This window comes from Acinetobacter sp. YH12155, assembly GCF_013418255.1.
In the GTDB taxonomy this organism is placed as follows: domain Bacteria; phylum Pseudomonadota; class Gammaproteobacteria; order Pseudomonadales; family Moraxellaceae; genus Acinetobacter; species Acinetobacter indicus.
This window is the reverse complement of sequence record NZ_VPCK01000004.1, coordinates 107,470-132,608: the sequence shown is the minus strand read 5'-3', so window position 1 is coordinate 132,608 and position 25,139 is coordinate 107,470. Positions and strand designations below refer to the sequence as shown.

The window sequence follows — 25,139 nt, the reverse complement described above, 5'->3', positions numbered from 1 at the left end:
ATAGGCGGAAACGTCATCCACAACGGTCCGAGGCAGGACTCCTTTTTCCAAACTAAAGTAAAAGAAGAAGAGTTCCTGGTATTAAATCGATAAAGAGAAGGCCCGGTTTGAATCTGATCTCGTAAATCCATGAAAATCAGCTTCTTTACCCATCAGAATATCATCAAAGATATTGATCAATTACCTGAATATGCTTTGCCAGTGAACCCTGATTCTGCTGCATAATCTTTTGTGCTGCAGTATTTAAAGTCAGTGCTTTGGAGGAATCCGATAAGATCTCCAGCATGGTCTGTGCCGCTTGTTCAGCATTCTCTACCACCACCACCGCTTGAGCGTCGACAAACTCATCGACAATGGTCTGGAAGTTAAAATAATTCTTACCCAGAATAGTCGGCACATGCAGCGCTATCGGCTCCAGAATATTATGCCCACCACCCGGTTCATTTAAAGAACCGCCAACATAACAGGCCTGACTCAGACCGTACCAGAGCCACATTTCGCCCATTGAATCGGCCAGATAGACCTGGGTATCCGCTTCAATTTTCTGTCCCAGGCTACGGCGTTGGGTGCGCAAACCCAAAGCCTGTGCGGCGTGAAAGACCTCATCAAAACGTTCCGGATGGCGCGGTACCACAATACAAACCAGCGCCGGATCTGCTATCAAGGCTGGTTTTAACACGGCCAGTACGTCTTTTTCTTCCGGTGCATGGGTGCTGGCCAGTGTGATCACTTTACGGCCTGCCAGCTGCCAGTCCTGCTGCAACATGTTGGCCTGTTCAATAAAGGCCGGCGGTGCACTAATATCAAACTTGATACTACCCACCACCTGAGTCTGTTCAGCACCTGCACCCAGTGCTACAAAGCGGCTATGTGAGGCCTGATCTTGCACCAACAGCTGCGTCAAACCCTGCAACATCGCCCGGGTCAGGCCGGAGACTTTGGCATAGCCTTTGGCCGATTTTTCGGACAGACGCGCATTCAGCAACAGGCACGGCACATGGAAGTTTTGGGCCTGATCAATCAGGTTCGGCCACAGCTCGGTTTCCATTAACAGCAATAATTTGGGCTGATATTTCTGATAAAAATCCCGAATCAGATGTTTTTGATCGGCTGGTAAATAAACGGCCTGAAATAAATTTAAATAGGGTTCTTTAAGAAAAAGAGCTTTAGCACGTGCCTGTCCGGTTTTGGTAGTGTTGGTGACCAGTACCGGATGACCGGCTTTTAAATAATGCTCAATTAAAGGCTGGGCCGCATTGGTTTCCCCCACCGAGACCACATGAAACCAGATCGCCTGCAGATTTTTCGGCGGCTGAAATGGCCCGAAACGCTCTACAATTTCCTGCTGATACTGCGCTTCACTCTCGGCCCGCTTTTTAATACGCGACCGATACAACGGTTTTAGAACAGATAACGCTGCGTTATACCAAAACGGAGTAGCCAAAGAGATGCCTCAAACTGATTTTTTGCCCTGAGAATATAACAGAGCCCTATCCGCATGTTAATGGATATGGCTCCAAATAAAAAAGCAAAGCAATAACGCGGCTGCTTTAGTCGGCATTCACCACGCTTTCAGCCAGAGTTGGATAATCGGTATAGCCTGCTGCACCCTGCACCCCAATCATGGTTTCCAGCTGCAAATCATTTAGCGGTGCATCATCCAGCAGACGTTCATATAAATCCGGGTTGGCAATATAAGCCTTACCAAAAGACACGGCATCGGCTTTGCCCGAAGCCAGCAGTTCAATCGCATCGGTACGGCTTAAACGCATATTGGCAATGTAGGGAACACCACCTGAACGCTGTTTCATATACTCGGAAATACTGTCTTCTGCCAAATATTCACGGGTAAAGAAAAACGCGATCTGACGTTTACCCAATTCCTGCATCACATAGCCAAATGTTTCACGTGGATCATCATCTCCCATATCATGCTCATCACCGCGCGGTGCAAGGTGTACACCCACACGACCGGCACCCCAGACCTCAATCAAGGCATCCACCACTTCCAGCAAGAAACGGGCACGGTTTTCAACTGAACCGCCATACTGATCTTCACGCTGGTTGGTCTTGCTTTGCAGGAACTGGTCAATTAAATAGCCATTGGCCGCGTGCAGTTCTACCCCGTCAAAACCGGCGTCTTTGGCACGTATCGCTGCCTGTTTATATTGCTCCGTAATCACGTGAATTTCAGCAATTTCTAGCGGACGTGGCAGCACATAAGGACGTTTTGGACGCAGCAAGCTGACATGACCAGCCTGTTGCACAGCGCTGGCAGACACCGGCGTTTCGCCTTGAAGTAAATCGGGATGCGACACCCGGCCCACATGCCATAACTGCGCCACAATTAAACTGCCGCGCTCATGCACTGCATGGGTGACCCGCTTCCAGCCTTCAACCTGAGCATCGCTAAACAGGCCCGGAGTATTTAAATAGCCATTGGCTTCTTCAGAAATGACTGTGGCTTCAGAAATAATCAGACCGGCGCTGGCACGCTGGGCATAATATTCCGCCATTAATGCCGTCGGAACGCGATCATCTGTAGCCCGACTACGGGTTAAGGGTGCCATCACCACACGATTTTTTAACTGGAGTTGACCCAGGGTTAAGGGAGTATTCAGTTCTGCCATAGATGCCTCTGTAGCTGCACGCGACCAAACAGATGCTGTTTTGTCTTAGAGTGAGCTTTCTAAAAATTCAATATATTGCTGAATCAGGGCTTCGTTGCGGGAGAAATAGGACCATTGACCATGTTTTTCAGCCTGAATTAAACCGGCCTGCTGTAACACAGATAAATGATTGGACATGGTTGACTGCGACACCTTACCGAGTTTTTCGATATTGCCGGCACAGACGCCACGTTGAAAGCCGCCGCACTGCTCTTCTGACAAAAACTGTTCCGGATGTTTTAACCAGAGCAAGATTTGTCGGCGCGTCGGATTGGCTAAGGCTTTAAAAATTAAATCAATATCCATAATTCAGGCACGTCGCATCAGGCTGTGTTCAAGGAACGCAACAAAGCACTATTCAGTGTTCTTATCCAATATATCGTATTTTTTCGATTTATATATCGATTTTTTTAGATATATTAGTTTTACACTGCTAGTGCCTTGTTGTTGATACTTTCTTATTGCCAGCGGCTTAAAGCCCCTGCTTTAAGCTCGCTTCAATAAATTTGTCCAGATCACCGTCCAGCACTGCACCTGTGTTGGAGTTTTCGACACCGGTACGCAGGTCTTTAATCCGCGAGTCATCCAGTACATAAGAACGGATCTGGCTACCCCAGCCGATATCAGACTTGGAATCTTCCAATGCCTGTGCAGCTTCATTACGCTTGTTCATTTCCAACTCATACAGCTTGGCACGTAATTGCTTCCAGGCATGGTCACGGTTGGCATGTTGTGAACGCTGGTTCTGACAGGCCACCACAATACCGGTTGGAATGTGGGTTAAACGCACGGCAGAGTCAGTTTTGTTAATGTGCTGACCACCAGCACCCGATGCACGATAGGTATCGGTACGGACATCTGACGGATTGATTTCAATTTCAATATTGTCATCTACTTCAGGTGAAACGAACACTGCAGAGAATGACGTATGACGGCGGTTACCCGAGTCAAATGGTGACTTACGTACCAAACGATGGACACCCGATTCAGTCCGCAACCAGCCATAAGCATACTCGCCTTCTACACGAATAGTCGCAGATTTAATCCCGGCCACATCACCGTCTGATTCTTCCATCAGCTCGGCCTTAAAGCCATGACGCTCAATCCAGCGCATATACATACGCAGTAGCATTGAAGCCCAGTCTTGTGCTTCGGTACCGCCAGAACCGGCCTGAATTTCGACATAGCACGGATTCGGGTCCATTGGATTGTTAAACATCCGGCGGAATTCAAGTTTTGCCAGCTCTTCTTCAGCGGCGTTCAATTCGGCCTGCACATCTTCCAGCATGGCTTCTTCATCGGCTTCCACCGCCAGATCCAGCATTGCCTGCGCATCTTCGAGCTGTGTTGCCAGACCGTCTAATACATTCAGAACGTTCTCAAGCTCGCCTTTTTCTTTGGCCATGGCTTGGGCGCGGTTCTGGTCATTCCAGATGGCCGGATCTTCCAATTCACGGAGAACTTCTTCTAAACGCTCTTTTTTAAGATCGTAGTCAAAGATACCCCCGTAGTGTTTGACCACGTTCGTTCAAGTCTTTTAGCTGGTTTAGATAAGGATTAATTTCCACGTGAATGCTCTCAAAAAAATATCGATAAAACCCGTGTATTGTAGCATAGAGCCAATCAGGAGTAAGAGGCGCCTGCATCCGCTCAGCTAAAATGATGGATATAAACTTAGACGGCCATTGCCTACGCATATTCAGCTTAAATTTGCCTGAAATATTTAGATCTGCAATTTCCATTTGCTCTAGCGTTGAAGGAGAACTGACACATATTTGATGATTTTATAGTCAATATTTAGAAAATTCACAAAATCTACATAGTTTTAATAAAACAAAACATTTAATTATTTCATTTTTATTTCAATAACTTAAGATCGAATCATTACACAAACTTACGACTGAAACAATGCGGTAACTTTCTGATGATTGACGCTGAAATTTTTTAGCCTAGACTAAAAGTTGTAACAAAAAGTTTAACTGTTAACCAGATTTCAGAGGGGTAATTTCCATGAAAAAATTAGCAATCGCATCAGCCCTACTTTCAGCTTTGGCTATCACTGGTACTGCGAACGCATACCAAGCTGAAATTGGTGCATCAGCAGGCGTATTTGATCCTGATAACGGTGGAACCAGTGGCTCTTTCGGTGTTGATGGTACATATTACTTCAATCCAGTTCAAACACGTAATGCACCATTAGCAGAGGCAGCTTTCCTTGATCGTGCCAGTAACGTAAATGCTCACTATCAATATAATGAGATTGGTGACAGTGAAGCGCATCGTTATGGCGTAGGTGCAGAGTATTTCGTACCGAATTCTGACTTTTACCTGAGCGGTAACGTGAATGGTCATGATCTGCAAGATAATGATAAGATTGATAACGATTTAACTACTTACGGTGTAGAAGTTGGTTATTTACCAGCTCCAGGTCTATTGATTGCGGCGGGTGTAAAAGGTTGGGATAACGACAATGATGATGGTGTAGATCCAACACTTCGCGCCAAATACGTGACTACACTTAGTAATGGTAAAGATATCAACCTGGAAGCAGGTGCAGCTTTTGGTGATCTAGACGAATACAATCTGGCAGCAGATTATTTCATTGACAAAACCTTCAGTGTCGGTGCTGATTATCACAACAATGATATTACGGATCGCAGCGAATTCGGTATCAATGCACGTAAGTTCATTAACCAGCAAGTGAGCCTGGAAGGCCGTGTCGGCTTTGGTGAACAGTTCAACAATGACTATAATACTTTTGGTGTAGCAGCGAAATACCGCTTCTAATCTAAAACCACAGATTAGTCATTTATAAAAAACCCATCCTCGGATGGGTTTTTTTATTGCACTCTTAACCAGCATTTAGGTAGTTTTTGCACATTGACTGAGCGAATATAAACTGTACAATTTGTTACAACTGTTCATCAAACAGTCATATTCTTATAACAAAGAGAGAAATCTAAATGCTTAAAAAACTTGCGCTTGCTACAGCACTTCTTGCTGGCCTAGGAACTGCACATGCTTACCAAACTGAAGTTGGAGCCTCAATTGATATTATTGATCGTGACCAAGGTGGTTCAGATGTAGGTTTTGCTATCGATGGGACTTACTACTTCAACTCGGTCCAAGTCAAAAATTCGCCTCTAAATGAAGCTGCATTCTTAAACCGTGCCAGCAATGTAAATGGTGCATTAAGCTATCAAGATGATTCAGACACGTTTGGCATTGATGCAGGTATTGAATACTTTGTTCCAAATTCCGATTTCTACCTAAGTGCTGATATATCTCATTCTGATAACGATTTCGGGGATCAAACAGGTTATACCGCTGAAGTTGGTTATTTACCTGTTCCTGGCTTATTAGTAGCACTTGGTCTTGTAGGTATTTCTGAAGACAATGCAGACGATGAAATTGATCCAACTTTACGTGCTAAATATGTAACGCAAGTGGGTCAATATGACATGAACTTTGAAGGTGGTGCAAGCTTCGGTGATATCGATGCATATAATTTAGGTGCAGACCTATACCTCGATAAAACTTTCAGTGTCGGTCTTGGTTTCTCTGATTCTGATCATGCAGCAAATGATGTATTCACAATCCGTGCGAAGAAATTCTTTAACCAACAAGTTAGCCTAGAAGGCTCAATTGATTTTGGTGACAATACTGATACCTTTGGTGTACGTGGTGCATACCGCTTCTAATCGCTCCGATGAAAAGCAAAAAAACCGCTCACTTGAGCGGTTTTTTATGGCCTATTGTTCTAAATGGATAATCCGCATTTGCAGGCTGACATTGCCATTAAAGACATTTTTATCCAGCTCATACACCAAGCGCGTATCTTTCATCGGATCAAATTCATATTTATCGGCTGCATTGAAGGCGATCGCATCAATCACCTGCCCATTTTCCAAAGCCACGCGTAATTTAAGATGTACATCTTTGAGCCAACGATAATCCACAATCTGAAATTGCCCCTCAAAAATTGGCGGTGGAAATTTCTGCCCCCACGGCGCCAAGTGCTGCAAGGTATGCACAGTGTCTAGATGAAAATCTTCTACCGGCAATTCGCCATCGGTCCATAAGGTGGCCTGAAACAGCTCAGGGTCCATGCTGGCAATCAGCTGTTCAAAAATCTGCCTAAATTCCTGAAAATGAGCTTTTTGAATGGTCAGTCCGGCCGCAGCTGCATGTCCACCAAAATGGCTGACCAGATGCGGATACTGCTCGGCTACCTGTTCAATCGCATCACGGATATGAATGCCATCTATGGAACGTGCCGACCCTTTAATATGAATACCATCTTCATCAGCCGCAAACACAATACTCGGGCGATGGAACTGTTCTTTCAGCCGACCTGCGACAATACCAATCACCCCTTGATGCCAGTGCGGCTCAAACATGATTAAGGCCGCAGGCAGTTCGCTAGCATCGAGCTGGATTTTTTCCAGTTCCTGCAATGCTTCCTGCTTGATCTGCCCTTCAACCTGACGACGCTCTACATTTAACTGGTTTAACTGTTCAGCGAAGCGATAAGCAGTTTGTGCATCATTGGCCAGCAGACATTCAATACCAATATCCATGGTTTCCATTCGGCCCGCGGCATTAATCCGTGGTCCCAACACAAAACCTAAATCCTGGGCTTTTAGGCTGGCTGCCTCTCGTCCGGCTATATCCAGCAGTGCTGAAATTCCCGGCCGACACAGATGTTGCTGGATTTTTTTCAGTCCGGCATCCACCAGAATACGGTTGTTATAGTCCAGACTGGCCACATCGGCATAGGTGCCCAAGGCCACCAGATCCAGATATTGGGTCAGATTGGAACTGGATTTGCCTTGTTTTTTACGATAGCTGGACAGGTTGGCCAAGACATAAAATGCCACCCCGACGCCAGCCAGCGCTTTACTCGGAAATTCGCAGCCGAGCTGGTTCGGATTGACGACGGCATCCGCCGCTGGTGTGGCTTTGGTGGTCAGGTGATGGTCGGTAATAATAACCTGCATACCATGTGCTTGCGCCTGTTCCACGCCGGCATGACTGGAAATACCATTATCAACGGTAATTAATAAATCAGGCTGAAAACGGGTAAAGGCCAGATCGGCAATTGCCGGGGTCAGGCCATACCCATATTTAAACCGGTCCGGCACCAGATACTGCACCTTGGCACCCAATTCACGCAAGGCCAGTACCATTAAGGCGGTACTAGTGGCACCATCGGCATCATAATCACCGACAATGACAATCTCTTTGTGCTCGTCAATGGCCTGATCCAGAAGCTGAATGGCCTGATCCAGCCCTTTCATAGTCGGCGCCAGCAAGTGTTTCAGCTTCAGTTCCAGTTCCTGCTCGGATTGCACACCACGTCGCGCCAAAATCTGGGCAATCAACGGCGTCACGCCCTGAAAACTTTCAGGGCGTGTCAGAAAAGGTCGTTGTTTAATCTGTATATTCGACATTTAAGGCATCAATCGTTGCAGTGTCCATGCCCCATCGGTTTTTTCATAACTTAAACGGTCATGTAAACGATTCGGGCGCCCCTGCCAAAATTCATAATAATCCGGTTCCAGACGATAACCGCCCCAGAATTCCGGCTTGCTCAGTACATCCTGCTCACCCACCTGGGCAGCAAGCTGTGCAAAACGCTGTTGCAACGCTTCACGGCTGGCAATCACACCACTTTGCGGGGTACTGATATGCGCCGCAATCTGGCTGTCACGTGGACGCTTGTTATAGTACAGATGCGACTCTTCCTCCGGAATTTTACTCACCCGGCCGCCAACCCGAATCTGGCGTTCCAGTTCCGGCCAGTAAAACAGCAATTCCGCATAAGGATTTTCCAGTAAGTCGGTGCCTTTCTGGCTGTCATAGTTGGTATAAAAGTCATAACCAAGTTCGGTTGCACCGCGCAGTAGCACGGTACGCACATGCGGACGGCCCTGCGCATTGGCTGTAGCCAAAGACATGGCATAAGGTTCATGCAGTTTAATTTCCAGCGCATGATTAAACCAGTTTAAGAACTGCTGATGCGGATCAGCCAAAGCGGCTGACTCATGCAGCTCGCCTTTTTGATAGCTTAAACGTAATTCACTTAAGTCTTTAATTAAATCAGACATCTATACTCCCCTTAGGCAGCAATCGCATGATGACGCACGGCATCGGCCAGATGGTTGGCCAGTACGGTCACTTCCTGCTGGTCATCCCCTTCGACCATTACACGAATCACCGGTTCAGTGCCTGACTTACGAATCAGGATACGGCCACGGCCTTGCAGCTGCGCTTCTGCTTTACCAAATTCTTCCACTAAAGCGGGCACGGCATACGGGTCAAACATGGCCTCTAAACGTACATTCACCAGCACTTGCGGGAACAGTTTAAAATCGGCAACCAGTTCATGCAGGGCTTTGCCCTGCTCTACCATGACGGTTAAGACCTGTAATGCGGCAATAATCGCATCACCAGTGGTGCTTTTATCCAGAGTCAGGACATGGCCCGATGGCTCACCGCCGATATTCCAGCCATTTTCCTCAAGCGCCTGCAATACATAGCGGTCACCAACTTTGGCGCGAACAAACTCGACTCCGGCTTTTTCTAACGCCAGTTCCAGTGCCATATTGCTCATGACGGTTCCGGCAATACCTGCCGGTTTGTTTTTAGCCTGTGTCGCCAGAATATACAGAATATGATCGCCGGTGATCTGCTCACCATTTTTGTCGACCATAATTACCCGGTCAGCATCGCCATCAAAGGCAATGCCCAAATCCGCCTGATGTTCTACCACCGCCTGCTGTAACTGTTCCGGATGGGTCGAACCACAATCTTCATTAATATTCAGACCATCTGGGGTGTTATATAGCGGAATGACCTTGGCACCCAGTTCTTTAAATACCGCCGGACCGACGTTATAGGCTGCACCATTGGCACAATCGACCACAATTTTTAAATGGTTCAGATCAAAGTGATAAGGAAAGGTCGATTTACAGAATTCGATATAACGTCCAGCAGAGTCTTTAACGCGGAAGCTTTTACCCAGATTGGCGTTATCTTCAATCTGAATTTCATTTTCGAGTTCTTGATTAATCGCTTCCTGCAGTTCATCCGGCAGTTTTTTGCCTTCGCTGGAGAAGAATTTAATCCCGTTATCAAAATACGGGTTATGCGATGCAGAAATGACAATGCCCAGACTGGCATGTAAGGCACGGGTTAAATGTGCAATCGCGGGGGTCGGCAATGGCCCCAGTAAATGTACATAAATACCGGCAGCGTTCAGACCAGCCTGTAGCGCCGATTCCAGAATATAACCTGACAGACGGGTATCTTTGCCCAGTACCACAATCGGTTTATTTTTCTTGCTGTATTTTTTTAAAACTTTACCTGCCGCGAAACCTAGTTTCAATGCAAACTCTGGTGTAATTGGAAGCTCCCCAAACTTGCCACGTATACCATCGGTTCCAAAATAACTCATGTCTTACTCACTTCTTATAGGGTTATGGTGATTTTCATCATCCTGTTTCAACACGCTTACTTTACACCAAAATTAAAAAAGCCGTCACATTTATGACGGCTTTTCTATAAGGCGAATTACCAAAAATCAACCAACGCGATAGTTCGGTGCTTCTTTGGTAATGGTCACATCATGCACGTGAGATTCAGACATACCGGCTGCAGTAATCTTCACGAATTTGGCATTCTGACGCAGGTCTTCAATGGTTGAAGAACCGGTATAACCCATTGATGAACGTAAACCACCCATCATCTGATGCACGATATTACCCATTGGGCCTTTGTACGGTACGCGACCTTCAATACCTTCTGGCACCAGTTTTTCAGCACCGGCTTTAGAGTCCTGGAAGTAACGGTCTGCAGAACCGGTTGCACCCGCCATGGCACCCAATGAACCCATACCACGATAAGCCTTGTAATAACGGCCCTGGAAGAATTCAACTTCGCCCGGTGCTTCTTCAGTACCAGCCAGCAGTGAACCGACCATAATCGTGCTGGCACCTGCGCCAATCGCTTTGGCCATATCGCCAGAGAAACGGATACCACCATCCGCGATCAATGGAATCTGTTCTTTTAATGCATTTGCTACAGAGTCAATCGCCGAGATTTGCGGCATACCAATACCGGCCACAATACGGGTGGTACAGATAGAACCCGGACCAATACCGACTTTCACTGCATCTGCACCAGCATCTAATAACGCAAGCGCAGCATCACCCGTTGCGATGTTACCACCAATGACCTGCACTTGCGGATAGTTCTGTTTTACCCAGCGTACGCGTTCAATTACACCGGCAGAGTGACCGTGTGCAGTATCGACTACAATCACGTCCACACCAGCTTCAACCAGCGCTTCTACACGGCTTGGGGTTTCTACACCGGTACCGACTGCAGCACCTACGCGTAAACGACCGAGGTCATCTTTACAGCTGTTTGGATAAAGTTCTGCTTTACGGAAATCAGTGACCGTAATTAAACCACGCAGTTCATTGTTCTCACCCACCACCAGTACTTTCTCAATACGGTGCTGTTGCAATAGTGCCTGGATATTTTCTTTTGATTCGCCTTCACGCACCGTCACCAGACGGTCCTGACCGGTCATGATGTTGCTGACCGGCTGCTCCAGATTGGTTTCAAAGCGTGTATCACGACCGGTGACGATGCCCACCACTTTACCATCTTTCACCACAGGAACACCGCTGATGTTGTTGGCTTGAGTTAAGGCAATCAGTTCACGTACTGTGGTTTCTGGGGTCACAGTGATCGGGTCTTTGACCATACCGGCTTCAAATTTTTTCACACGACGTACTTCAGCCGCCTGCGCTGCGATATCCATGTTTTTATGCAGGATACCAATACCGCCATTTTGCGCCATTGCAATGGCCATACGGGATTCAGTCACCGTATCCATAGCTGCAGACACAAGAGGAATATTCAGATTAATGCCGCGAGTTAAACGTGTCTTTAGAGAGACATCTTTTGGGAGGACAGTTGAGTAGGCAGGGAGTAATAAGACATCATCGAAGGTTAGCGCTTCTTGAACGATGGTCAACATAACAGTCTCACTGGTAATTTCCGTGCGCTATTATAAACAAATCTTGCTATAAATTTCATTTGTTATTGCATAAATAATTATTTATTCCGCGCATCCTGACAATTCGGATGAGTTTGCTGATGAAAAAAGCAGGCCGTGGCCTGCTTTTCTACGATAACAGCATCTGGATGCTGAAGTCTTTAACTGACCCGGTCAAAATCCGGGTCCTGGCCATCATTGGCCGCTTCGACCAGCACTAAAGGAATCAGATTATGTGCACGGCGTGCCTTATTGCACTGCTCATCGGCAATCTGTACCTCTTTGCAGCTAGAACTGCGCTGCTCGTACATGGAGCAGCTGACCTGTTGTCCGACCGTTCCTTCCAGCGCAATACAACGCGGATTGGCCTGATTGGTTCCTTTCATGCATGAATAGAGGGCATTTACCGGTTCGGTATAATGCTCAGGCATGGGAATGCCTTCTGCCCAGTAAAATGAAACTCTAAAATAGGTGCAGCATGCGCCGCAGCTAAGACACGCATCTGAGGAAGCAACTTGAGACAACATTGTTAAAATTCTCGTCATCAAAAAAGAGTTTTTTTGGGGAAGAAAATATAAAAAATGTTGTTTTTACACTCAAGTTATTTTTTCAGTTTTTTTACGCGATTTTTTTGGCTTAAGTCGGACAGGTAAATACCGACTCATCCATCAGGTCGACACCGCATTCCAGCGTTTCAATCCAGTCCAGGAACTGGTTGATCTGCTCCTTGCCCACAAACGCGGTACCATGCTGCGGTACAATCATTTCGACATCCATTTGACGCACCATATTCACCCATAAACGGATGACTTTATTGGCACACATATAACGCTGATGGAAAGCTTTCATTTTTGGAATATGCGCGGCAAAGTTTTCTAACGGCTTGGACGCATCTTCGACCATTGAAGCGCCCATATCGCCGGAAAACAGGATTTTGGCCACCGGATCATAAAACTGGAAATTACCGACCGAATGCAGAAAATGCGCAGGAATGGCGACAATGGATGCCTGTCCCAATGGAATCACCTGGCCATGATCTGGCAGTTCAATCAGACGCTCCAGCCAGTTGCCTTTCATCCGGTCACTCATAAAGGCCGAGTTCAAGTGCGGCAAGAAACGCGCCCACAATTTCGAAGCCACCACTTTGGCATCGGTATACACCAGCCAGCGCGGCATTGAGGTAATAATATCCGGGTCCTGATGTGATGCCATCACATAGTCCAGATTGGTCAGGCGGGTATATTTATTCAGTTCCATGGTTAGCGGTACATAGGTCAAATCGCCGCCCGGGTCCAGAACTGCGGCACGGTCATTGTCCAGAATCAGAAACTGGTTGGCCTGTACGCCCTCACCTTTGACCAGACTGGTGAAACTGATACATTTATGCGTGCCATTATCAAATAATACTTGTGATGTGGTGCGATCGAACGCCATACCTTGTCCCCAAAAAATCTTATCTTTACATTAAATTTTTAATTCCCTATAAAATAAAGGGTATTCCGCCAACTTACAATCAATATACAATTTAACTTTCAACTATTTTGTAGAAGCACGGGTCAGGTTCAGCCCATAAAAAAGCCCAACCAGGAAGATTGGGCCAAAATCAGTAGCAGCCTTTAAAAGAAATAATATTGCAGCAAGGTGCTGACCCCGATGATCAGGAAAATCAGTGCGCCAATTTTATGAATCAAGGATACCGGTAATTTCTCTGCCATTTTATTGCCGATAAATACTGCCGGCGCATTGGCAATCATCATCCCCAAGGTGGTACCAATCATCACCCAGAAAATACTGTCGAAACGCGCAGCCAGCGCCACGGTTGCAATCTGGGTTTTATCACCAATTTCTGCCAGGAAGAACAGAATAAAGGTAGCACCAAACACCCCGTATTTCTGCCATTTGTTGATGCTTTCATTTTCATCATCCAGCTGATCGGGAATCAGCATCCAGATGGCCATCCCAATAAAACCGAGCGCCAGAATCCAGCGCAGAATTTCAGGACTTAAAATGGTGGTAATCCATTGTCCCAAGGCTGCAGATAAACCGTGATTGATCAGGGTGGCGGCCAGAATCGCCAGTAAAATTGGCAGCGGTTTACGGAAGCGGGCCGCCAGTAACAAGGCCAACAGCTGGGTTTTATCACCCATTTCAGCCAAAGCGACAATTGCAGTTGAGATCAGGAATTCATACATGATGGATTTCTCTGGCTAGCACACATACCAATGACCTATCCCTCCTGCTAGCCAAATCTGCAGAGTGATAAATCAAAGGTCTTGCCAACAAAAGAAAGCTTGAGAAAAGCATTTTGGTTCTTTGCTATGATGACCATGCCCTGTTGAGCAAATATGTTGACCATCACCTTTTTACTTTGCGTAAAAAGCGGCTACTCCCCAATGAAGTGCTGTTATTGTAATCGGCCACAGAAAAAACTCAAGTACCAAAAGCAAAAACCCTGCCGAAGCAGGGTTTTTCAACTTTGCACGTTCTCCGTCACAGAGAAACACCAAGCGGAGTTTTAGATTAACAAAGTCCGGATATCTTTGAGCAGCTTGGTCAGCTTGTTGGTAAATCGGGCTGCATCTGCGCCATTAATCACACGGTGATCATAAGACAGCGACAACGGCAGCATTAAGCGTGGATCAAAGCCTTCGCCATTCCAAACCGGTTGCATGGTGGCAGGAGAAATCCCCAGAATTGCCACTTGCGGCCAGTTCACCAGCGGCGTAAAGGCGGTGCCGCCAATTGCGCCAAGGCTGGAAATGGTAAAGTTGGCGCCTTGCAGGTCTTTCGGCGACAGTTTCTTGTCACGCGCTTTTTGGCCCAGCTCGCCCAATTCAACTGCAATCTGCCTAATTGATTTTTGATCCGGATTACGCAGTACCGGTACCGTCAGGCCATCTGGTGTCGCTACCGCAATCCCCATATGGATTTCATTACGGAGCAGCACGGACTTACCATCATCAGACAAGTGACCGGCAAACTCGCGCTCTTCTTTCAGCAAGTACGCCACTGCCTTAATGATAAAGGCCATAATGGTCAGGCTGATGCCCTCTTTCTTGAAGTTGCCTTTCAGCTCATTACGCCATGCTTCCAGTTCGGTGATGTCTGCTGCATCAAACTGGGTTACTTGCGGAATGTAGTTGTTTAAAGACAGCTGCGGAATGGACACTTGCTGCAAGCGGGTTAAAGCTTTCTCTTCCACACCACCAAACGCATCGAAACTTGGCAATTTCGTCAAGCCCGATGGTGCTGCTGCCACCGCTGCGGCCGCCGGAGCAGTTTGCGGTGCTGTCAGACGCGACTTCACATAGGCCACCAAGTCTTCTTTCATGACCCGTGCATGTGGACCGGAAGCTTTGACATCGGCCAAGATGACACCCAGTTCACGTGCCAGTTTACGCACTGCAGGACCAGCATATACTTTCGAGTTCGCTGCATTTTGCTCTTTGGTGAGCTTGTCTGCAGTATGTGTACTCGGTACAGCGCTTGAGGCCTGTGCGGCTGGCGCAGCAGGTGCGGCTTTTTGTGCTGGCGCTTCAGCTTTTGCTGCTTGCGGTGCAGGCGCTGTCTGACCTTCCGCCTCAATAGTCACCAAGGCAATGCCTTCTGACACATTCTGGCCCAGCTCGACATGAATCGCCTTGATTACACCCGCGGCGGTACTTGGCACTTCAACCGTGGCCTTGTCCGATTCCACCACAATAATACTTTGATCTTTTTCGACCGTATCACCGACCTGAACCAGAATTTCTGCAACCGCGGCTTTATCAACCCCTAAATCCGGGACCTTCACTTCGACATCACCCGCCGGTGCTGCAGAAGCTGGCGCTGCTGGTTCAGCTTTGGGTTCAGGCGCCGCCTGAGCAGCGGGTTGCTGTTCGGCTTGAGCTTGCGACTGTTCAGCTGCTGGTGCTGCCTCTGCCGTGGCCACGGTCAGAATCACCACACCTTCTTTGACGCTATCGCCAGCCTGAATCTCAATAGAGGCCACCGTACCCGATACCGTACTTGGCACTTCCACCGTGGCTTTGTCCGATTCCACCACCACAATGCTCTGATCGACATCAATCTGATCGCCGACCTGAACCAGAATTTCACCAACCAGCGCTTTTTCTACACCAATATCCGGCACTTTCACTTCAACGGTTACAGCGCTGCCAGCCGCTGCTGTCTGGTTTTGCGAGGCTGCCGCAGGTTGATGGCTGCTCACTTCCGCAATAATGTCCTGATCAGACAATGAGGTCGGGGTATTTTCAGACGTTTTTTGCGGTGCATCAGCCAGTTGTGGTTCAACGGCTTGTGACGTTCCATCTTCGGCTTCCAGTTCAATCAGCACCGCGCCTTCTGCGACTTCATCACCCTGATTGACCAGAATGCTTTTCACCACCCCGGCTGAAGTGCTTGGCACTTCAACAGAGGCTTTGTCGGATTCCAGCAACACAATACTGTCATCGACCGCGATGCTATCGCCGACTTTGACCAGAATTTCAGCCACGGTGGCTTTATCTACACCAATATCAGGAGTCGTAATGTGCATGATTAGTTCTCCTCTTTGTAGTCAGCCACAGCGTGCAGCTCAGGCGTAGCCTGTGGTGCCCACGCGACCGGACGGTCGGTATCCAGCTCAAAGCTTGAAATGGCATCTTTGACCAGACGCGCATCAACTTCGCCTTCATCGGCCAGTTTCTTCAAGGTCGCCACCACAATGTGCGCGGCATCGACACCAAAGTAGCTACGCAGGTTGGCACGTGTATCCGAACGGCCATAACCATCTGTACCCAGCGCCACAAACGGACGGCTGTCTGGCAAATAAGCACGGATTTGTTCGCTATAAGCACGCATATGGTCAGTTGCAGATACCACAATACCATCCGTACCACGCAGCTGTTTCGATACCCACGGCTCTTTGGCTTCTTCCGCTAGCGGATGCAGACGGTTGTATTCTTCACATGCCATACCATCACGCGCCAGTTCGTTGAAGCTGGTCACGCTGTAGACATTGGAGTGAATCTGGTATTCCTCACGCAGGATTTTCGCGGCTTTAATCACTTCACGCAGAATCACGCCGGAACCAAGAAGCTGAACCGTGGCTTTCTCATCTTCTTCAAGCAGATACATACCGCGCTTGATGCCTTCTTCAACGCCCTGCGGCATTTCAGGATGCTCGTAGTTCTCGTTCATAACCGTCAGGTAATAGAATACACGTTCCTGATTGACATACATGCGTTGTAAACCGTCATGGACGATAACCGCCAGTTCATAACCGAAACATGGGTCATAAGAGACACAGTTTGGAATGGTATTGGCCAGAATGTGCGAGTGACCGTCCTGGTGCTGTAAACCTTCACCGTTCAGGGTAGTACGGCCTGCGGTTGCACCGAGCAAGAAACCTTGCGCCTGTGCATCACCGGCTGCCCAGGCAATGTCGCCAATCCGCTGGAAACCAAACATCGAGTAGTACATGTACATCGGAATCATTGGCAGGTTATTGGTCGAATAACTGGTCGCCAACGCCGCCCAGGCACTCATTGCACCGGCTTCATTAATCCCTTCCTGCAGCATGTGACCGTCTTTGGCTTCACGGTAATGCATCAACTGTTCCTGGTCTTCCGGAGTGTATTTCTGGCCATGTGCGGCATAAATACCCAGTTGACGGAACATGCCTTCCAGACCGAAGGTACGCGCTTCATCTGGAACAATTGGCACCACGCGGTCTTTAATGGCTTTTTCTTTTAACAGCGCAGAGATCAGGCGCACCATCACCATGGTGGTCGATTGTTCTTTACCGTTTGAACCTTTTAGCACTGCATCAAACACCGACAGCTCAGGAATCGCGAGAGACTCGCTGTCTTTACGACGTGCCGGCAAGTAGCCGCCCAGTGCTTCACGACGCGCCTTCATATATTTAATTTCAGGCGAGTTTTCACTTGGACGATAGAATGGCACTTCTTCCAGCTGCTCATCGGTAAATGGCAGGTTGAAACGGTTACGTACGTACTTCAATGATTCCAGCTGCATTTTCTTGATTTGGTGCGTCTTGTTCACCGCTTCAATTTCATCAGACAGACCATAACCTTTTACGGTTTTTGCCAGAATGACCGTTGGCTGACCTTTGGCCTTGGTCGCTTCTGCATAGGCAGCAAAAACTTTGTACGGATCATGACCACCACGGTTCAGATTATCAATATCTTCATCGCTCAGGTCTTTAACCAAAGCTTCTGCTTCTGGATATTTACCAAAGAAATGTGCGCGTGCATAAGCACCACCTTTCACCTGATAGCGCTGGTAATCACCATCTACTGCTTCTTCCATAATCGCTTTGAGTGCACCAGATTTGTCTTTATCCAGTAGCGGATCCCAATGACGACCCCAGACAACTTTAATCACGCGCCAGCCAGCACCACGGAATAATGACTCAAGTTCCTGAATGATCTTGCCATTACCACGTACCGGACCATCTAAACGCTGCAAGTTACAGTTCACCACCCAGATCAGGTTATCCAGCTTCTCACGACCCGCCAGTGAAATCGCACCCAGGCTTTCCGGCTCATCCATTTCGCCATCGCCCAGATAAGCCCAGACTTTACGGTCTTCTTCTTTGATCAGGCCACGGTTCATCAGGTATTTTTGAATATGCGCCTGATAGATTGACATGATCGGACCCAGACCCATGGATACGGTCGGGAACTGCCAGTAGTCTGGCATCAGGTATGGGTGTGGGTAAGATGGCAAACCTTTACCACCCACTTCACGGCGGAAGTTATTTAAATGTTCTTCAGTCAGACGACCTTCAAGGAAAGAACGTGCATAGATACCCGGAGCACAGTGACCTTGATAATAGATCATGTCGCCGCCAAAGTTATCACTATTGGCACGGAAGAAATGGTTAAAGCCAACATCATAAAGGGTGGCAGAAGAAGCAAAACTGGCCAGGTGACCACCAAGATCATCGCCCGTTTTGTTAGCACGCAGCACCATCGCCAGTGCATTCCAGCGAATCAGGGCGCGGATACGACGCTCCATATCCTGATCACCCGGCATTGGTGGTTGCTCTTCAACTGAAATGGTATTTAAATAAGGCGTATTTAGACGCTGAATGGGAACGTGTTTCGCGATTGCCCGTTGATAAAGTTTTTCTAATAAAAATGCCGCACGCTCGGTTCCCATGTGCTGCAAAACTGAATCAAACGCGTCCTGCCACTCTTGGGTTTCCTGCGCGTCGGTATCACCATAATACGCCATAGTCGGTCATTCCTGAATCCTAATTATATGGTTTATATGTACCATATTTCTGCTTTCTAAAGGTATGGCTATCGGTGAATACGACTTTAGACTAGTATTTCGAGAAAAAATATCTATTGACGTTTTATTACCCAAAATAACAAAAAACCGCCAATAGCGGCGGTTTAATATACAGACAATATTCTTTTGAGTGATAATATAATCGTTATAAGGTCTTAATGCATGACGTGCTCAAAAATTAGGCCTTTTGAGCAAAAGCCGCAAGCTGTTAAGGCAGCATTGCCAGGTAAGTCGATGGGTTTTTACGAACGCCGTCTTTTACTACTTCATAATGTAAATGAGGACCGGTACAACGACCTGTACAACCCACGTTTGCAATATGCTCACCTGCAGCAACACGGTCGCCGACACGTGCAATTAAGCGTGATGCATGAGCGTAACGGGTTAAATAGCCATTGCCATGGTTAATTTCAACATATTGACCATAACCTGTACCCCAACCTGATTTAGTTACGATACCCGGGCCAGTGGCATAAATTGGTGTGCCGCTTGGCGCTGCTAAATCTAAACCTGAATGACGTTCAGCACGACCATTCATGGTACGACCGCCATAGTTTGAGCTCACGCGGGCATTGGGTAAAGGATGCGCCACTAACCAGCTATATGGATTAGCGCTATAAGATTTCGCAGAAGACGCTGAACCGTATTTTTTCGCTAAAGATTCGTTGTTTAATTCAACCGTTTTTTCACGCAGTTTGACATTAATTTCAGTTTGCGCCGGAATATTGATGTCTTGTGACTCGCTATAGGTCCCTTGTGCCAGGGTGCGGGTCAATTCTTCAATACGGTCTGTCGATGAATTTTGGCTGTTTAAGTCAACCAGATCAGCAAAAGCCACTGACGCCGCAGAAGCCGCCAAAGAAAACGCTAATAAAATACGTCGCGTATGCATAAAAACCTCATAAAAACTGTTCTTACTCAGAGTTCCTTGGTGATCTCTTCCTTGATCTTCACTGAAAGGAGCGCATAAGATTAAGACATAAACATGAAGGAAATATGTATGTCCGAGCCTTGTAACGTCTTTCGCCAAACAAGAAAACACATAAAAACAGGAAACCTAACGTTTCTCTCAACGCAAGTTGCTGCCTGGCAGAAACTTACTCAAATTATTCAACCCTTGTTGCCCCAACCCGAACTTTGGCAGGTTGTTTGTTATCAGCAAGGGATTCTTACCATTACTGGCACCAATCAGGCGATGGTGAGTCAACTGGCCTATTTGCAAAAACAGTATGTTGCTCAGCTATCACAATTGGCAGAACTTCAAGATTTACACAAGATTCAGGTCCGGTTAAAACCGCAGTTGCAAACGCCCCCAAAACAGGAAAAATCTTCAAGAACACTCAGTACAGAAACCCAGGAAATGCTTCGCGGTGCTGCTGACTTTGTGAGCGACCCTAAGCTTAGCCAAGCTTTGTTACGTTTGGCAAGCAATAAAAAGTAACATTGCGCCAATCTAAAAAATACAAAACCGATAAAAACGAGAATTAGTTCACTTTTTTAGATGTTACATTATAACATCACCAAGGAAAGACAATGACTTATGTCACACTCACATACGGAATTGGACATTGATTAATGTCATCAAATGTTACAATTTCATAGCTGCTTGGATCTTTTTGCACATTCCGCAAGAGCTGGTTATTCAGTGCATGACCCGATTTATATCCATCAAATTTCGCAATAATTTGATGACCGAGCAAATACAGGTCACCTACCGCATCTAATATTTTGTGACGAACAAATTCATCCGAGAAACGCAGGCCCTCTTCATTGACCACACCAGTGTCATCGACCCCAATGGCATTTTCCAGGCTGGCACCCAAGGCCAGATTGTTGGCTTTTAAATAATCCAGATCTTTCATAAAGCCAAAGGTGCGTGCTTCACTGACTTCATAGACAAAGGTTTCGGTAGAAAAATCGATAGTGGCAGACTGATATTCTTTTTTAAAGGCGGGATGATCGAAATCGATGGTGAAATTGAGCTGGAAACCGTCATGCGGGGTGAAGATGGCACGTTTATCATCAATTAGCGCTTCAACCGGTTTTAAAATCTTGATGAATTTTTTTGGCGCATCCTGCTCTTTTAAACCACCCTGCATTAATAAATAGATGAAGGGACCGGCACTGCCGTCCATAATTGGCACTTCAGAGGCGGATACCTCGATAATCAGGTTATCAATTCCCAGACCCGCCAGCGCACTCATAATGTGTTCAATGGTGCCGACTTTGGCATTGTCCTGAACCAGATTCGAGCACATAAAGGCTTCCTGAATCAGCATGGCATCGGCCGGAATATCGACCGGTGGATTCAGGTCAATACGGCGAAACACGATTCCCCCGTCAGCATGGTGCGGCACAAAGTTAATCATGACTTTCTGTCCACTATGCAGACCTATACCACTCGCTTTCACGACACGTTCTAGGGTACGTTGTTTCAACATGCTCTCAATTCATCTGTATATAAAACCGCTATACGTTAGCATATTTAGCCATTGATAAAAAACAAAAAGGTAGCCATTTGGCTACCTTTTACAAGTTCTGGAATAAAAATCTATATCGTAAAAATTATTTACGTTGTTGATTTTTAAGATATTCCTGAATACTCATTGGCGTTGGACGTGAATTATTGCTGCTGCCTGCAGTCGCATTGATGGCTGGCGCTGCCTCTGCCTGACGCTGAATGGCCGGAACATCATCTTCTTCAACCGGCTGTTGAGCCGTTGCCTGTGCAGACTGCACCACTGAAGAACGCTTGACTGGCTCAACCGCATCGGCTGAATTACGGGTCAAACCGGTGGCAATTACGGTCACGCTGATTTCATCACGCGCATCCGGATCAAATACGGTACCGTAGAATACCTGGCCTTCATCCAGATCGACAATCTGGTTGACAACATCGGTAATTTCTTCAATTTCACCAAAGGTCACGTCATCACCACCGGTCACGTTAATCAGAATACCTTTGGCATTCATGATGGTCACGTTATCCAGTAACGGACTGCGAATCGCCTGCTCTGCTGCCTGACGGGCACGGTTTTCACCACGCCCCAGACCGACACCCATCATGGCATAGCCACGGGTACTCATGGCCGTTTTCAAATCGGCAAAGTCAAGGTTGATGTGACCCGGACGTACCACTAAATCAAAGATACTGCGCACGGCATTTAACAGCACGTCATCTGCCTTTTTATAAGCATCTTTCATGGAAATGTCACGGAACACTTTTAACAAGCGCTGGTTTGGAATGATGATCAGGGAATCAACATGCTGCTCTAAAGCTTCAATACCTTTTTCTGCAGATTGCAGACGGCGTTTACCTTCAAAGTTAAACGGTGTGGTTACGACACCGACAGTTAAAATGCCCATTTCTTTGGCAATTTCAGCGACAACAGGTGCAGCACCGGTACCGGTACCGCCGCCCATACCGGCAGTCACAAACACCATATCGGTGCCTTCTAACTGCTGGCGAATCAGCTCGCGGCTTTCTTCAGCAGCGGTTTGACCCACTTGCGGATTAGCCCCTGCGCCCAGACCACGGGTACTTTGCTCACCCAGCTGGATTTTGCACTGTGCATTCATGCGGTCCAGTGCCTGTTTATCGGTATTGGCACAGACAAATTTCACACCCTGGATATCTGATTCCAGCATATGCTGTACGGCGTTACCGCCTGCACCACCTACACCAAATACAGTGAAACGGGCTTGACCGTTGTTATCGGTTTGATCATCTTCAAAAAATTCAAATGAGGCCATGACCTTTAGCTTTCCTAATTCATAATTGGCAGTCACTTCAGCCCGTATACTGCCTTGATCTTAATAAAAAATTGTTTTTAAGAATGCTGTCCAACGGCTGCCTTGTCAAGTACAAGCGATAATCCGTACAACTTCCTAACAATATTCCCTAAAAAATCAACTAAAAAATTGATTTCAGTTTTTCGTTGAGTCCTGACCAGGCACGACCTACACGCGCCCAGACCGATAAGGTCTCCGGGTCTTCGGTTTCGACAATGGTGTCCTGACTGTAGCTCTGGCTATACATCAGCACGCCCGCTGCGGTTGCATACTGCGAACGGCGCAAGGCAGCCTGATGCGGTTCATCGGCATAAACCTGTACCGGCGGATTGCCCAAATGCGCAGACACACCCAGGGTGCGGCGTACCAGACTGACCATGCCTTCAATCTGACAGGCATCACCAGCCAGCACCACACCATGATATAAGCCATGAATGGCGCCACTGTTTTCCAGTTCCTGACGGATTTGCGCAAAAATTTCTTCATAACGCGCAATAATAATTTCCGACAGTTCAATCCGGCTGATGGTTTGCGGACCATCAATGCCCTGAATCTGAATCATGTGATCAGGTTTGACCACTTTTAAATCGACGCAACCGTAAAGCAGTTTAATCCGCTCGGCTTCTTCGGTGGTGGTCTGCAATACCGCCGCGATATCACGGGTCACATGCTCACCGCCACGCTGCAGGGTTTGTGACAGCGCCAGACGACCATCCAGATAGACCGCAATATTGGTGGTACCGGCGCCAATATCAACCAGGCACACGCCATATTCTTTTTCATCTTTCAGTAAACTGGCTTCAGCGGTGGCCAGATGCGACACCACCATTTTTTCTACACCAATATTGGCCCCTTTTAAGGCACGGTCCAGATTCTGCATGGTGCTAATCGGCAGCATCATCAGCTGATAATGACCGGTCATGCTATGCGCCGACATACGGATCGGGTTTTGTACCCATTCACCGGAATCATCCAGATCAAAGCCCAACGGCACCGCGCTGACCAGATAATGATCTGAAGTTAAATGGCTGGCTTTGGCCAGATCTAAGGCACGAACCACTTCACTTGTTGTAATTGTGTGGTCACTATTTTCAATCGGGGTACGCCCCGCAGCATAAAAACTTTTTAATTCTGCACTTGGAATAGAAATCCAGGCTGAATGCACCCGGCATTCCGCCATATCTTCTGCTTCTTGAACGGCATTTTTAATGGCTGTAATGACTTTATCGAGACTTACAATTTTTCCTTTATTCATGCCTCGGTTACGAGCGGTAGCCATACCAATCACTTGGATATTGTCTGGCGCGTGTACCTTACCAATCAAAACTGAAACTTTGTGTGTCCCAATGTCAATCGCAACAACCGAGGGAACAGCTTCACTCATTTATTTACTACCATCACATGTTTGTTTAATTAATGGCTTAATGCCTCTATTTTTAAAGCCAAGTATTATGGCTTTGCTGCTATTGCATTCGCAATGCTTGTGTCATCAATCGTTACAACAAAATGACCATTGGCAATTTTTGGTGCCACCGAGTTTTTCCACTGGATCGCCAGACCATTGCGGTAACGCAGGTCAATTGCAGAAATCCTGGACCATACCGGCTTGAAGTCACTTTGCGCCAGATGACTCAGACGCTGCAATTTACTCATGGTCTGATCCTGATCCACAATCACCCGCAGGCCAGAATCAAACTGCATAAACCAGGTCATCCGGTCAGTGAGATATAACTCTTTTAAACGCAGATTCACCGGTAAAAATAACTGGTTAATTTCATTATAGCGACGCATCATCATTTTGGACTGATGCATCGGGCCATGTAATAACGGCAGATGCTGATTATTCTTGGGTGTCACTTCCGAAAACACATCACCGCTGTCACTGAGTAAACGTCCGGTGCCCCAGCGCGCAATCGCATGGCGTGGCATGACCCGTAAACGGATGGCATTCGGCCAGGCGCGTGACACCACCACCCGATCGACCCAGGACAGTTCCAGTGCGGTATCACGAATCTGTTCCAGATCGGAAGTAAAATAGTTATCTGTGACCACTGGCGAAACATGGGTCATGACCTGGCGCAGTTCGGCATTGGAACGAGTACCGACCACGTCCAGTTCAGCCACGCGTGCATCGGTCATGACTTTATATAGACCATAGATTCCTGCTGCCAATACCACAATCGCCACGCACAGCAATACCCATCCACCCAGGTTCGTCAGCTTTTCTTTACGCGTCGGTGGCTTATCGTGAATCGAGGTAATCGCTGCGCGTTTACGGCGCATGGAAGCAGGAAGTTGAGCCATGG

General features: G+C 47.2%; 21 protein-coding genes and 1 riboswitch. Of the genes, 3 read left to right on the top strand and 18 right to left on the bottom strand.

All coding sequences use genetic code 11. The features are described from left to right. Positions 1-163: 163 nt before the first annotated feature. From FTU86_RS03885 to prfB, 4 genes are all read right to left on the bottom strand, one after another. A complete protein-coding gene (locus FTU86_RS03885) occupies positions 164-1,444 on the bottom strand; it encodes a 3-deoxy-D-manno-octulosonic acid transferase (protein WP_180048332.1) in 1,281 nt (426 codons plus the stop codon). A gap of 106 nt (positions 1,445-1,550) precedes the next feature. Continuing rightward, on the bottom strand, positions 1,551-2,630 hold the full coding sequence (locus FTU86_RS03880) for an alkene reductase (protein WP_180048331.1): 1,080 nt from the start codon (positions 2,628-2,630) through the stop codon (positions 1,551-1,553). 45 nt (positions 2,631-2,675) lie between these two features. Continuing rightward, entirely contained in the window at positions 2,676-2,975 is a 300-nt protein-coding gene (locus tag FTU86_RS03875; RefSeq protein ID WP_104489264.1) for a helix-turn-helix transcriptional regulator, read from the bottom strand. Between the two features lie 166 nt (positions 2,976-3,141). Beyond that, positions 3,142-4,237, bottom strand: a protein-coding gene (prfB, locus tag FTU86_RS03870) for a peptide chain release factor 2 (RefSeq protein ID WP_206862934.1) whose coding sequence is annotated in 2 segments (ribosomal slippage) — positions 3,142-4,164 and positions 4,166-4,237 — 1,095 coding nt in all. Because the reading frame shifts where the segments join, the coding sequence is not laid out codon by codon here. Positions 4,238-4,679: 442 nt separating this feature from the next. Here prfB and FTU86_RS03865 point away from each other — a divergent pair. Together FTU86_RS03865 and FTU86_RS03860 are read left to right on the top strand one after the other, a co-directional pair. After that, the gene (locus FTU86_RS03865; RefSeq protein WP_180048330.1) at positions 4,680-5,456 is read left to right on the top strand and encodes a putative porin; all 777 of its coding nucleotides are present in this window, start codon (positions 4,680-4,682) and stop codon (positions 5,454-5,456) included. A gap of 176 nt (positions 5,457-5,632) precedes the next feature. Then, positions 5,633-6,370, top strand: a complete 738-nt coding sequence (locus tag FTU86_RS03860; protein ID WP_180048329.1) for a putative porin — start codon at positions 5,633-5,635, stop codon at positions 6,368-6,370. A 51-nt stretch (positions 6,371-6,421) separates the two neighbouring features. Here FTU86_RS03860 and recJ read toward each other — a convergent pair whose 3' ends face one another. From recJ to FTU86_RS03810, 10 genes are all read right to left on the bottom strand, one after another. After that, complete coding sequence (gene recJ / locus FTU86_RS03855; RefSeq protein ID WP_163170469.1) at positions 6,422-8,122, bottom strand: single-stranded-DNA-specific exonuclease RecJ; 1,701 nt, start codon at positions 8,120-8,122, stop codon at positions 6,422-6,424. Next, a complete protein-coding gene (pdxH, locus tag FTU86_RS03850; RefSeq protein WP_180048328.1) occupies positions 8,123-8,779 on the bottom strand; it encodes a pyridoxamine 5'-phosphate oxidase in 657 nt (218 codons plus the stop codon). A gap of 11 nt (positions 8,780-8,790) precedes the next feature. Continuing rightward, on the bottom strand, positions 8,791-10,128 hold the full coding sequence (gene glmM, locus FTU86_RS03845) for a phosphoglucosamine mutase (RefSeq protein WP_005180793.1): 1,338 nt from the start codon (positions 10,126-10,128) through the stop codon (positions 8,791-8,793). 126 nt (positions 10,129-10,254) lie between these two features. After that, on the bottom strand, positions 10,255-11,721 hold the full coding sequence (gene guaB, locus FTU86_RS03840; protein ID WP_005180795.1) for an IMP dehydrogenase: 1,467 nt from the start codon (positions 11,719-11,721) through the stop codon (positions 10,255-10,257). A 179-nt stretch (positions 11,722-11,900) separates the two neighbouring features. After that, a complete protein-coding gene (locus FTU86_RS03835) occupies positions 11,901-12,266 on the bottom strand; it encodes a YkgJ family cysteine cluster protein (RefSeq protein WP_075167288.1) in 366 nt (121 codons plus the stop codon). Between the two features lie 109 nt (positions 12,267-12,375). Then, on the bottom strand, positions 12,376-13,173 hold the full coding sequence (locus FTU86_RS03830) for an MBL fold metallo-hydrolase (protein ID WP_005180798.1): 798 nt from the start codon (positions 13,171-13,173) through the stop codon (positions 12,376-12,378). A 182-nt stretch (positions 13,174-13,355) separates the two neighbouring features. Next, positions 13,356-13,931, bottom strand: coding sequence for a TMEM165/GDT1 family protein (locus FTU86_RS03825; RefSeq protein WP_016658743.1), 576 nt, complete (start codon positions 13,929-13,931; stop codon positions 13,356-13,358). 71 nt (positions 13,932-14,002) lie between these two features. Then, a riboswitch (yybP-ykoY riboswitch) is annotated at positions 14,003-14,143 on the bottom strand. A 111-nt stretch (positions 14,144-14,254) separates the two neighbouring features. After that, positions 14,255-16,276 (bottom strand): 2-oxo acid dehydrogenase subunit E2, encoded by a 2,022-nt coding sequence (locus FTU86_RS03820; RefSeq protein ID WP_180048327.1) that lies wholly within the window; start codon positions 16,274-16,276, stop codon positions 14,255-14,257. 2 nt (positions 16,277-16,278) lie between these two features. Beyond that, positions 16,279-18,981: a pyruvate dehydrogenase (acetyl-transferring), homodimeric type gene (gene aceE, locus FTU86_RS03815; protein WP_104505658.1), complete on the bottom strand. Its 2,703-nt coding sequence runs from the start codon at positions 18,979-18,981 to the stop codon at positions 16,279-16,281. A gap of 268 nt (positions 18,982-19,249) precedes the next feature. After that, positions 19,250-19,933 carry a M23 family metallopeptidase gene (locus FTU86_RS03810; RefSeq protein WP_005180807.1) on the bottom strand — a complete coding sequence of 228 codons (684 nt, stop codon included), beginning with the start codon at positions 19,931-19,933 and terminating at the stop codon, positions 19,250-19,252. Between the two features lie 108 nt (positions 19,934-20,041). Here FTU86_RS03810 and FTU86_RS03805 point away from each other — a divergent pair, with 108 nt between their 5' ends. After that, the gene (locus FTU86_RS03805; RefSeq protein ID WP_016658741.1) at positions 20,042-20,482 is read left to right on the top strand and encodes a hypothetical protein; all 441 of its coding nucleotides are present in this window, start codon (positions 20,042-20,044) and stop codon (positions 20,480-20,482) included. Between the two features lie 97 nt (positions 20,483-20,579). Here the strand turns inward: FTU86_RS03805 and lpxC are convergent, their stop codons facing one another. The 4 genes from lpxC to FTU86_RS03785 form a co-directional block, all read right to left on the bottom strand. After that, entirely contained in the window at positions 20,580-21,482 is a 903-nt protein-coding gene (lpxC, locus tag FTU86_RS03800) for a UDP-3-O-acyl-N-acetylglucosamine deacetylase (RefSeq protein WP_005180809.1), read from the bottom strand. A 124-nt stretch (positions 21,483-21,606) separates the two neighbouring features. Continuing rightward, positions 21,607-22,794 (bottom strand): cell division protein FtsZ, encoded by a 1,188-nt coding sequence (ftsZ, locus tag FTU86_RS03795; protein ID WP_005180810.1) that lies wholly within the window; start codon positions 22,792-22,794, stop codon positions 21,607-21,609. Positions 22,795-22,954: 160 nt separating this feature from the next. Continuing rightward, positions 22,955-24,217 (bottom strand): cell division protein FtsA, encoded by a 1,263-nt coding sequence (gene ftsA / locus FTU86_RS03790; RefSeq protein WP_005180811.1) that lies wholly within the window; start codon positions 24,215-24,217, stop codon positions 22,955-22,957. Between the two features lie 65 nt (positions 24,218-24,282). Beyond that, the gene (locus FTU86_RS03785) at positions 24,283-25,137 is read right to left on the bottom strand and encodes a cell division protein FtsQ/DivIB (protein WP_005180814.1); all 855 of its coding nucleotides are present in this window, start codon (positions 25,135-25,137) and stop codon (positions 24,283-24,285) included. Positions 25,138-25,139: the final 2 nt, after the last annotated feature.

Excerpts from the sequence above, each read along its gene's own strand:
- FTU86_RS03875 (WP_104489264.1), bottom strand. The coding sequence starts at position 2,975 with ATGGATATTGATTTAATTTTTAAAGCCTTAGCCAATCCGACGCGCCGA.
- ftsA (WP_005180811.1), bottom strand. The coding sequence starts at position 24,217 with ATGAGTGAAGCTGTTCCCTCGGTTGTTGCGATTGACATTGGGACACAC.
- ftsZ (WP_005180810.1), bottom strand. The coding sequence starts at position 22,794 with ATGGCCTCATTTGAATTTTTTGAAGATGATCAAACCGATAACAACGGT.
- aceE (WP_104505658.1), bottom strand. The coding sequence starts at position 18,981 with ATGGCGTATTATGGTGATACCGACGCGCAGGAAACCCAAGAGTGGCAG.
- FTU86_RS03820 (WP_180048327.1), bottom strand. The coding sequence starts at position 16,276 with ATGCACATTACGACTCCTGATATTGGTGTAGATAAAGCCACCGTGGCT.
- FTU86_RS03835 (WP_075167288.1), bottom strand. The coding sequence starts at position 12,266 with ATGTTGTCTCAAGTTGCTTCCTCAGATGCGTGTCTTAGCTGCGGCGCA.
- recJ (WP_163170469.1), bottom strand. The coding sequence starts at position 8,122 with ATGTCGAATATACAGATTAAACAACGACCTTTTCTGACACGCCCTGAA.
- FTU86_RS03860 (WP_180048329.1), top strand. The coding sequence starts at position 5,633 with ATGCTTAAAAAACTTGCGCTTGCTACAGCACTTCTTGCTGGCCTAGGA.
- FTU86_RS03880 (WP_180048331.1), bottom strand. The coding sequence starts at position 2,630 with ATGGCAGAACTGAATACTCCCTTAACCCTGGGTCAACTCCAGTTAAAA.
- FTU86_RS03810 (WP_005180807.1), bottom strand. The coding sequence starts at position 19,933 with ATGCATACGCGACGTATTTTATTAGCGTTTTCTTTGGCGGCTTCTGCG.
- pdxH (WP_180048328.1), bottom strand. The coding sequence starts at position 8,779 with ATGTCTGATTTAATTAAAGACTTAAGTGAATTACGTTTAAGCTATCAA.
- FTU86_RS03825 (WP_016658743.1), bottom strand. The coding sequence starts at position 13,931 with ATGTATGAATTCCTGATCTCAACTGCAATTGTCGCTTTGGCTGAAATG.
- FTU86_RS03785 (WP_005180814.1), bottom strand. The coding sequence starts at position 25,137 with ATGGCTCAACTTCCTGCTTCCATGCGCCGTAAACGCGCAGCGATTACC.
- FTU86_RS03830 (WP_005180798.1), bottom strand. The coding sequence starts at position 13,173 with ATGGCGTTCGATCGCACCACATCACAAGTATTATTTGATAATGGCACG.
- FTU86_RS03865 (WP_180048330.1), top strand. The coding sequence starts at position 4,680 with ATGAAAAAATTAGCAATCGCATCAGCCCTACTTTCAGCTTTGGCTATC.
- glmM (WP_005180793.1), bottom strand. The coding sequence starts at position 10,128 with ATGAGTTATTTTGGAACCGATGGTATACGTGGCAAGTTTGGGGAGCTT.
- lpxC (WP_005180809.1), bottom strand. The coding sequence starts at position 21,482 with ATGTTGAAACAACGTACCCTAGAACGTGTCGTGAAAGCGAGTGGTATA.
- guaB (WP_005180795.1), bottom strand. The coding sequence starts at position 11,721 with ATGTTGACCATCGTTCAAGAAGCGCTAACCTTCGATGATGTCTTATTA.
- FTU86_RS03805 (WP_016658741.1), top strand. The coding sequence starts at position 20,042 with ATGTCCGAGCCTTGTAACGTCTTTCGCCAAACAAGAAAACACATAAAA.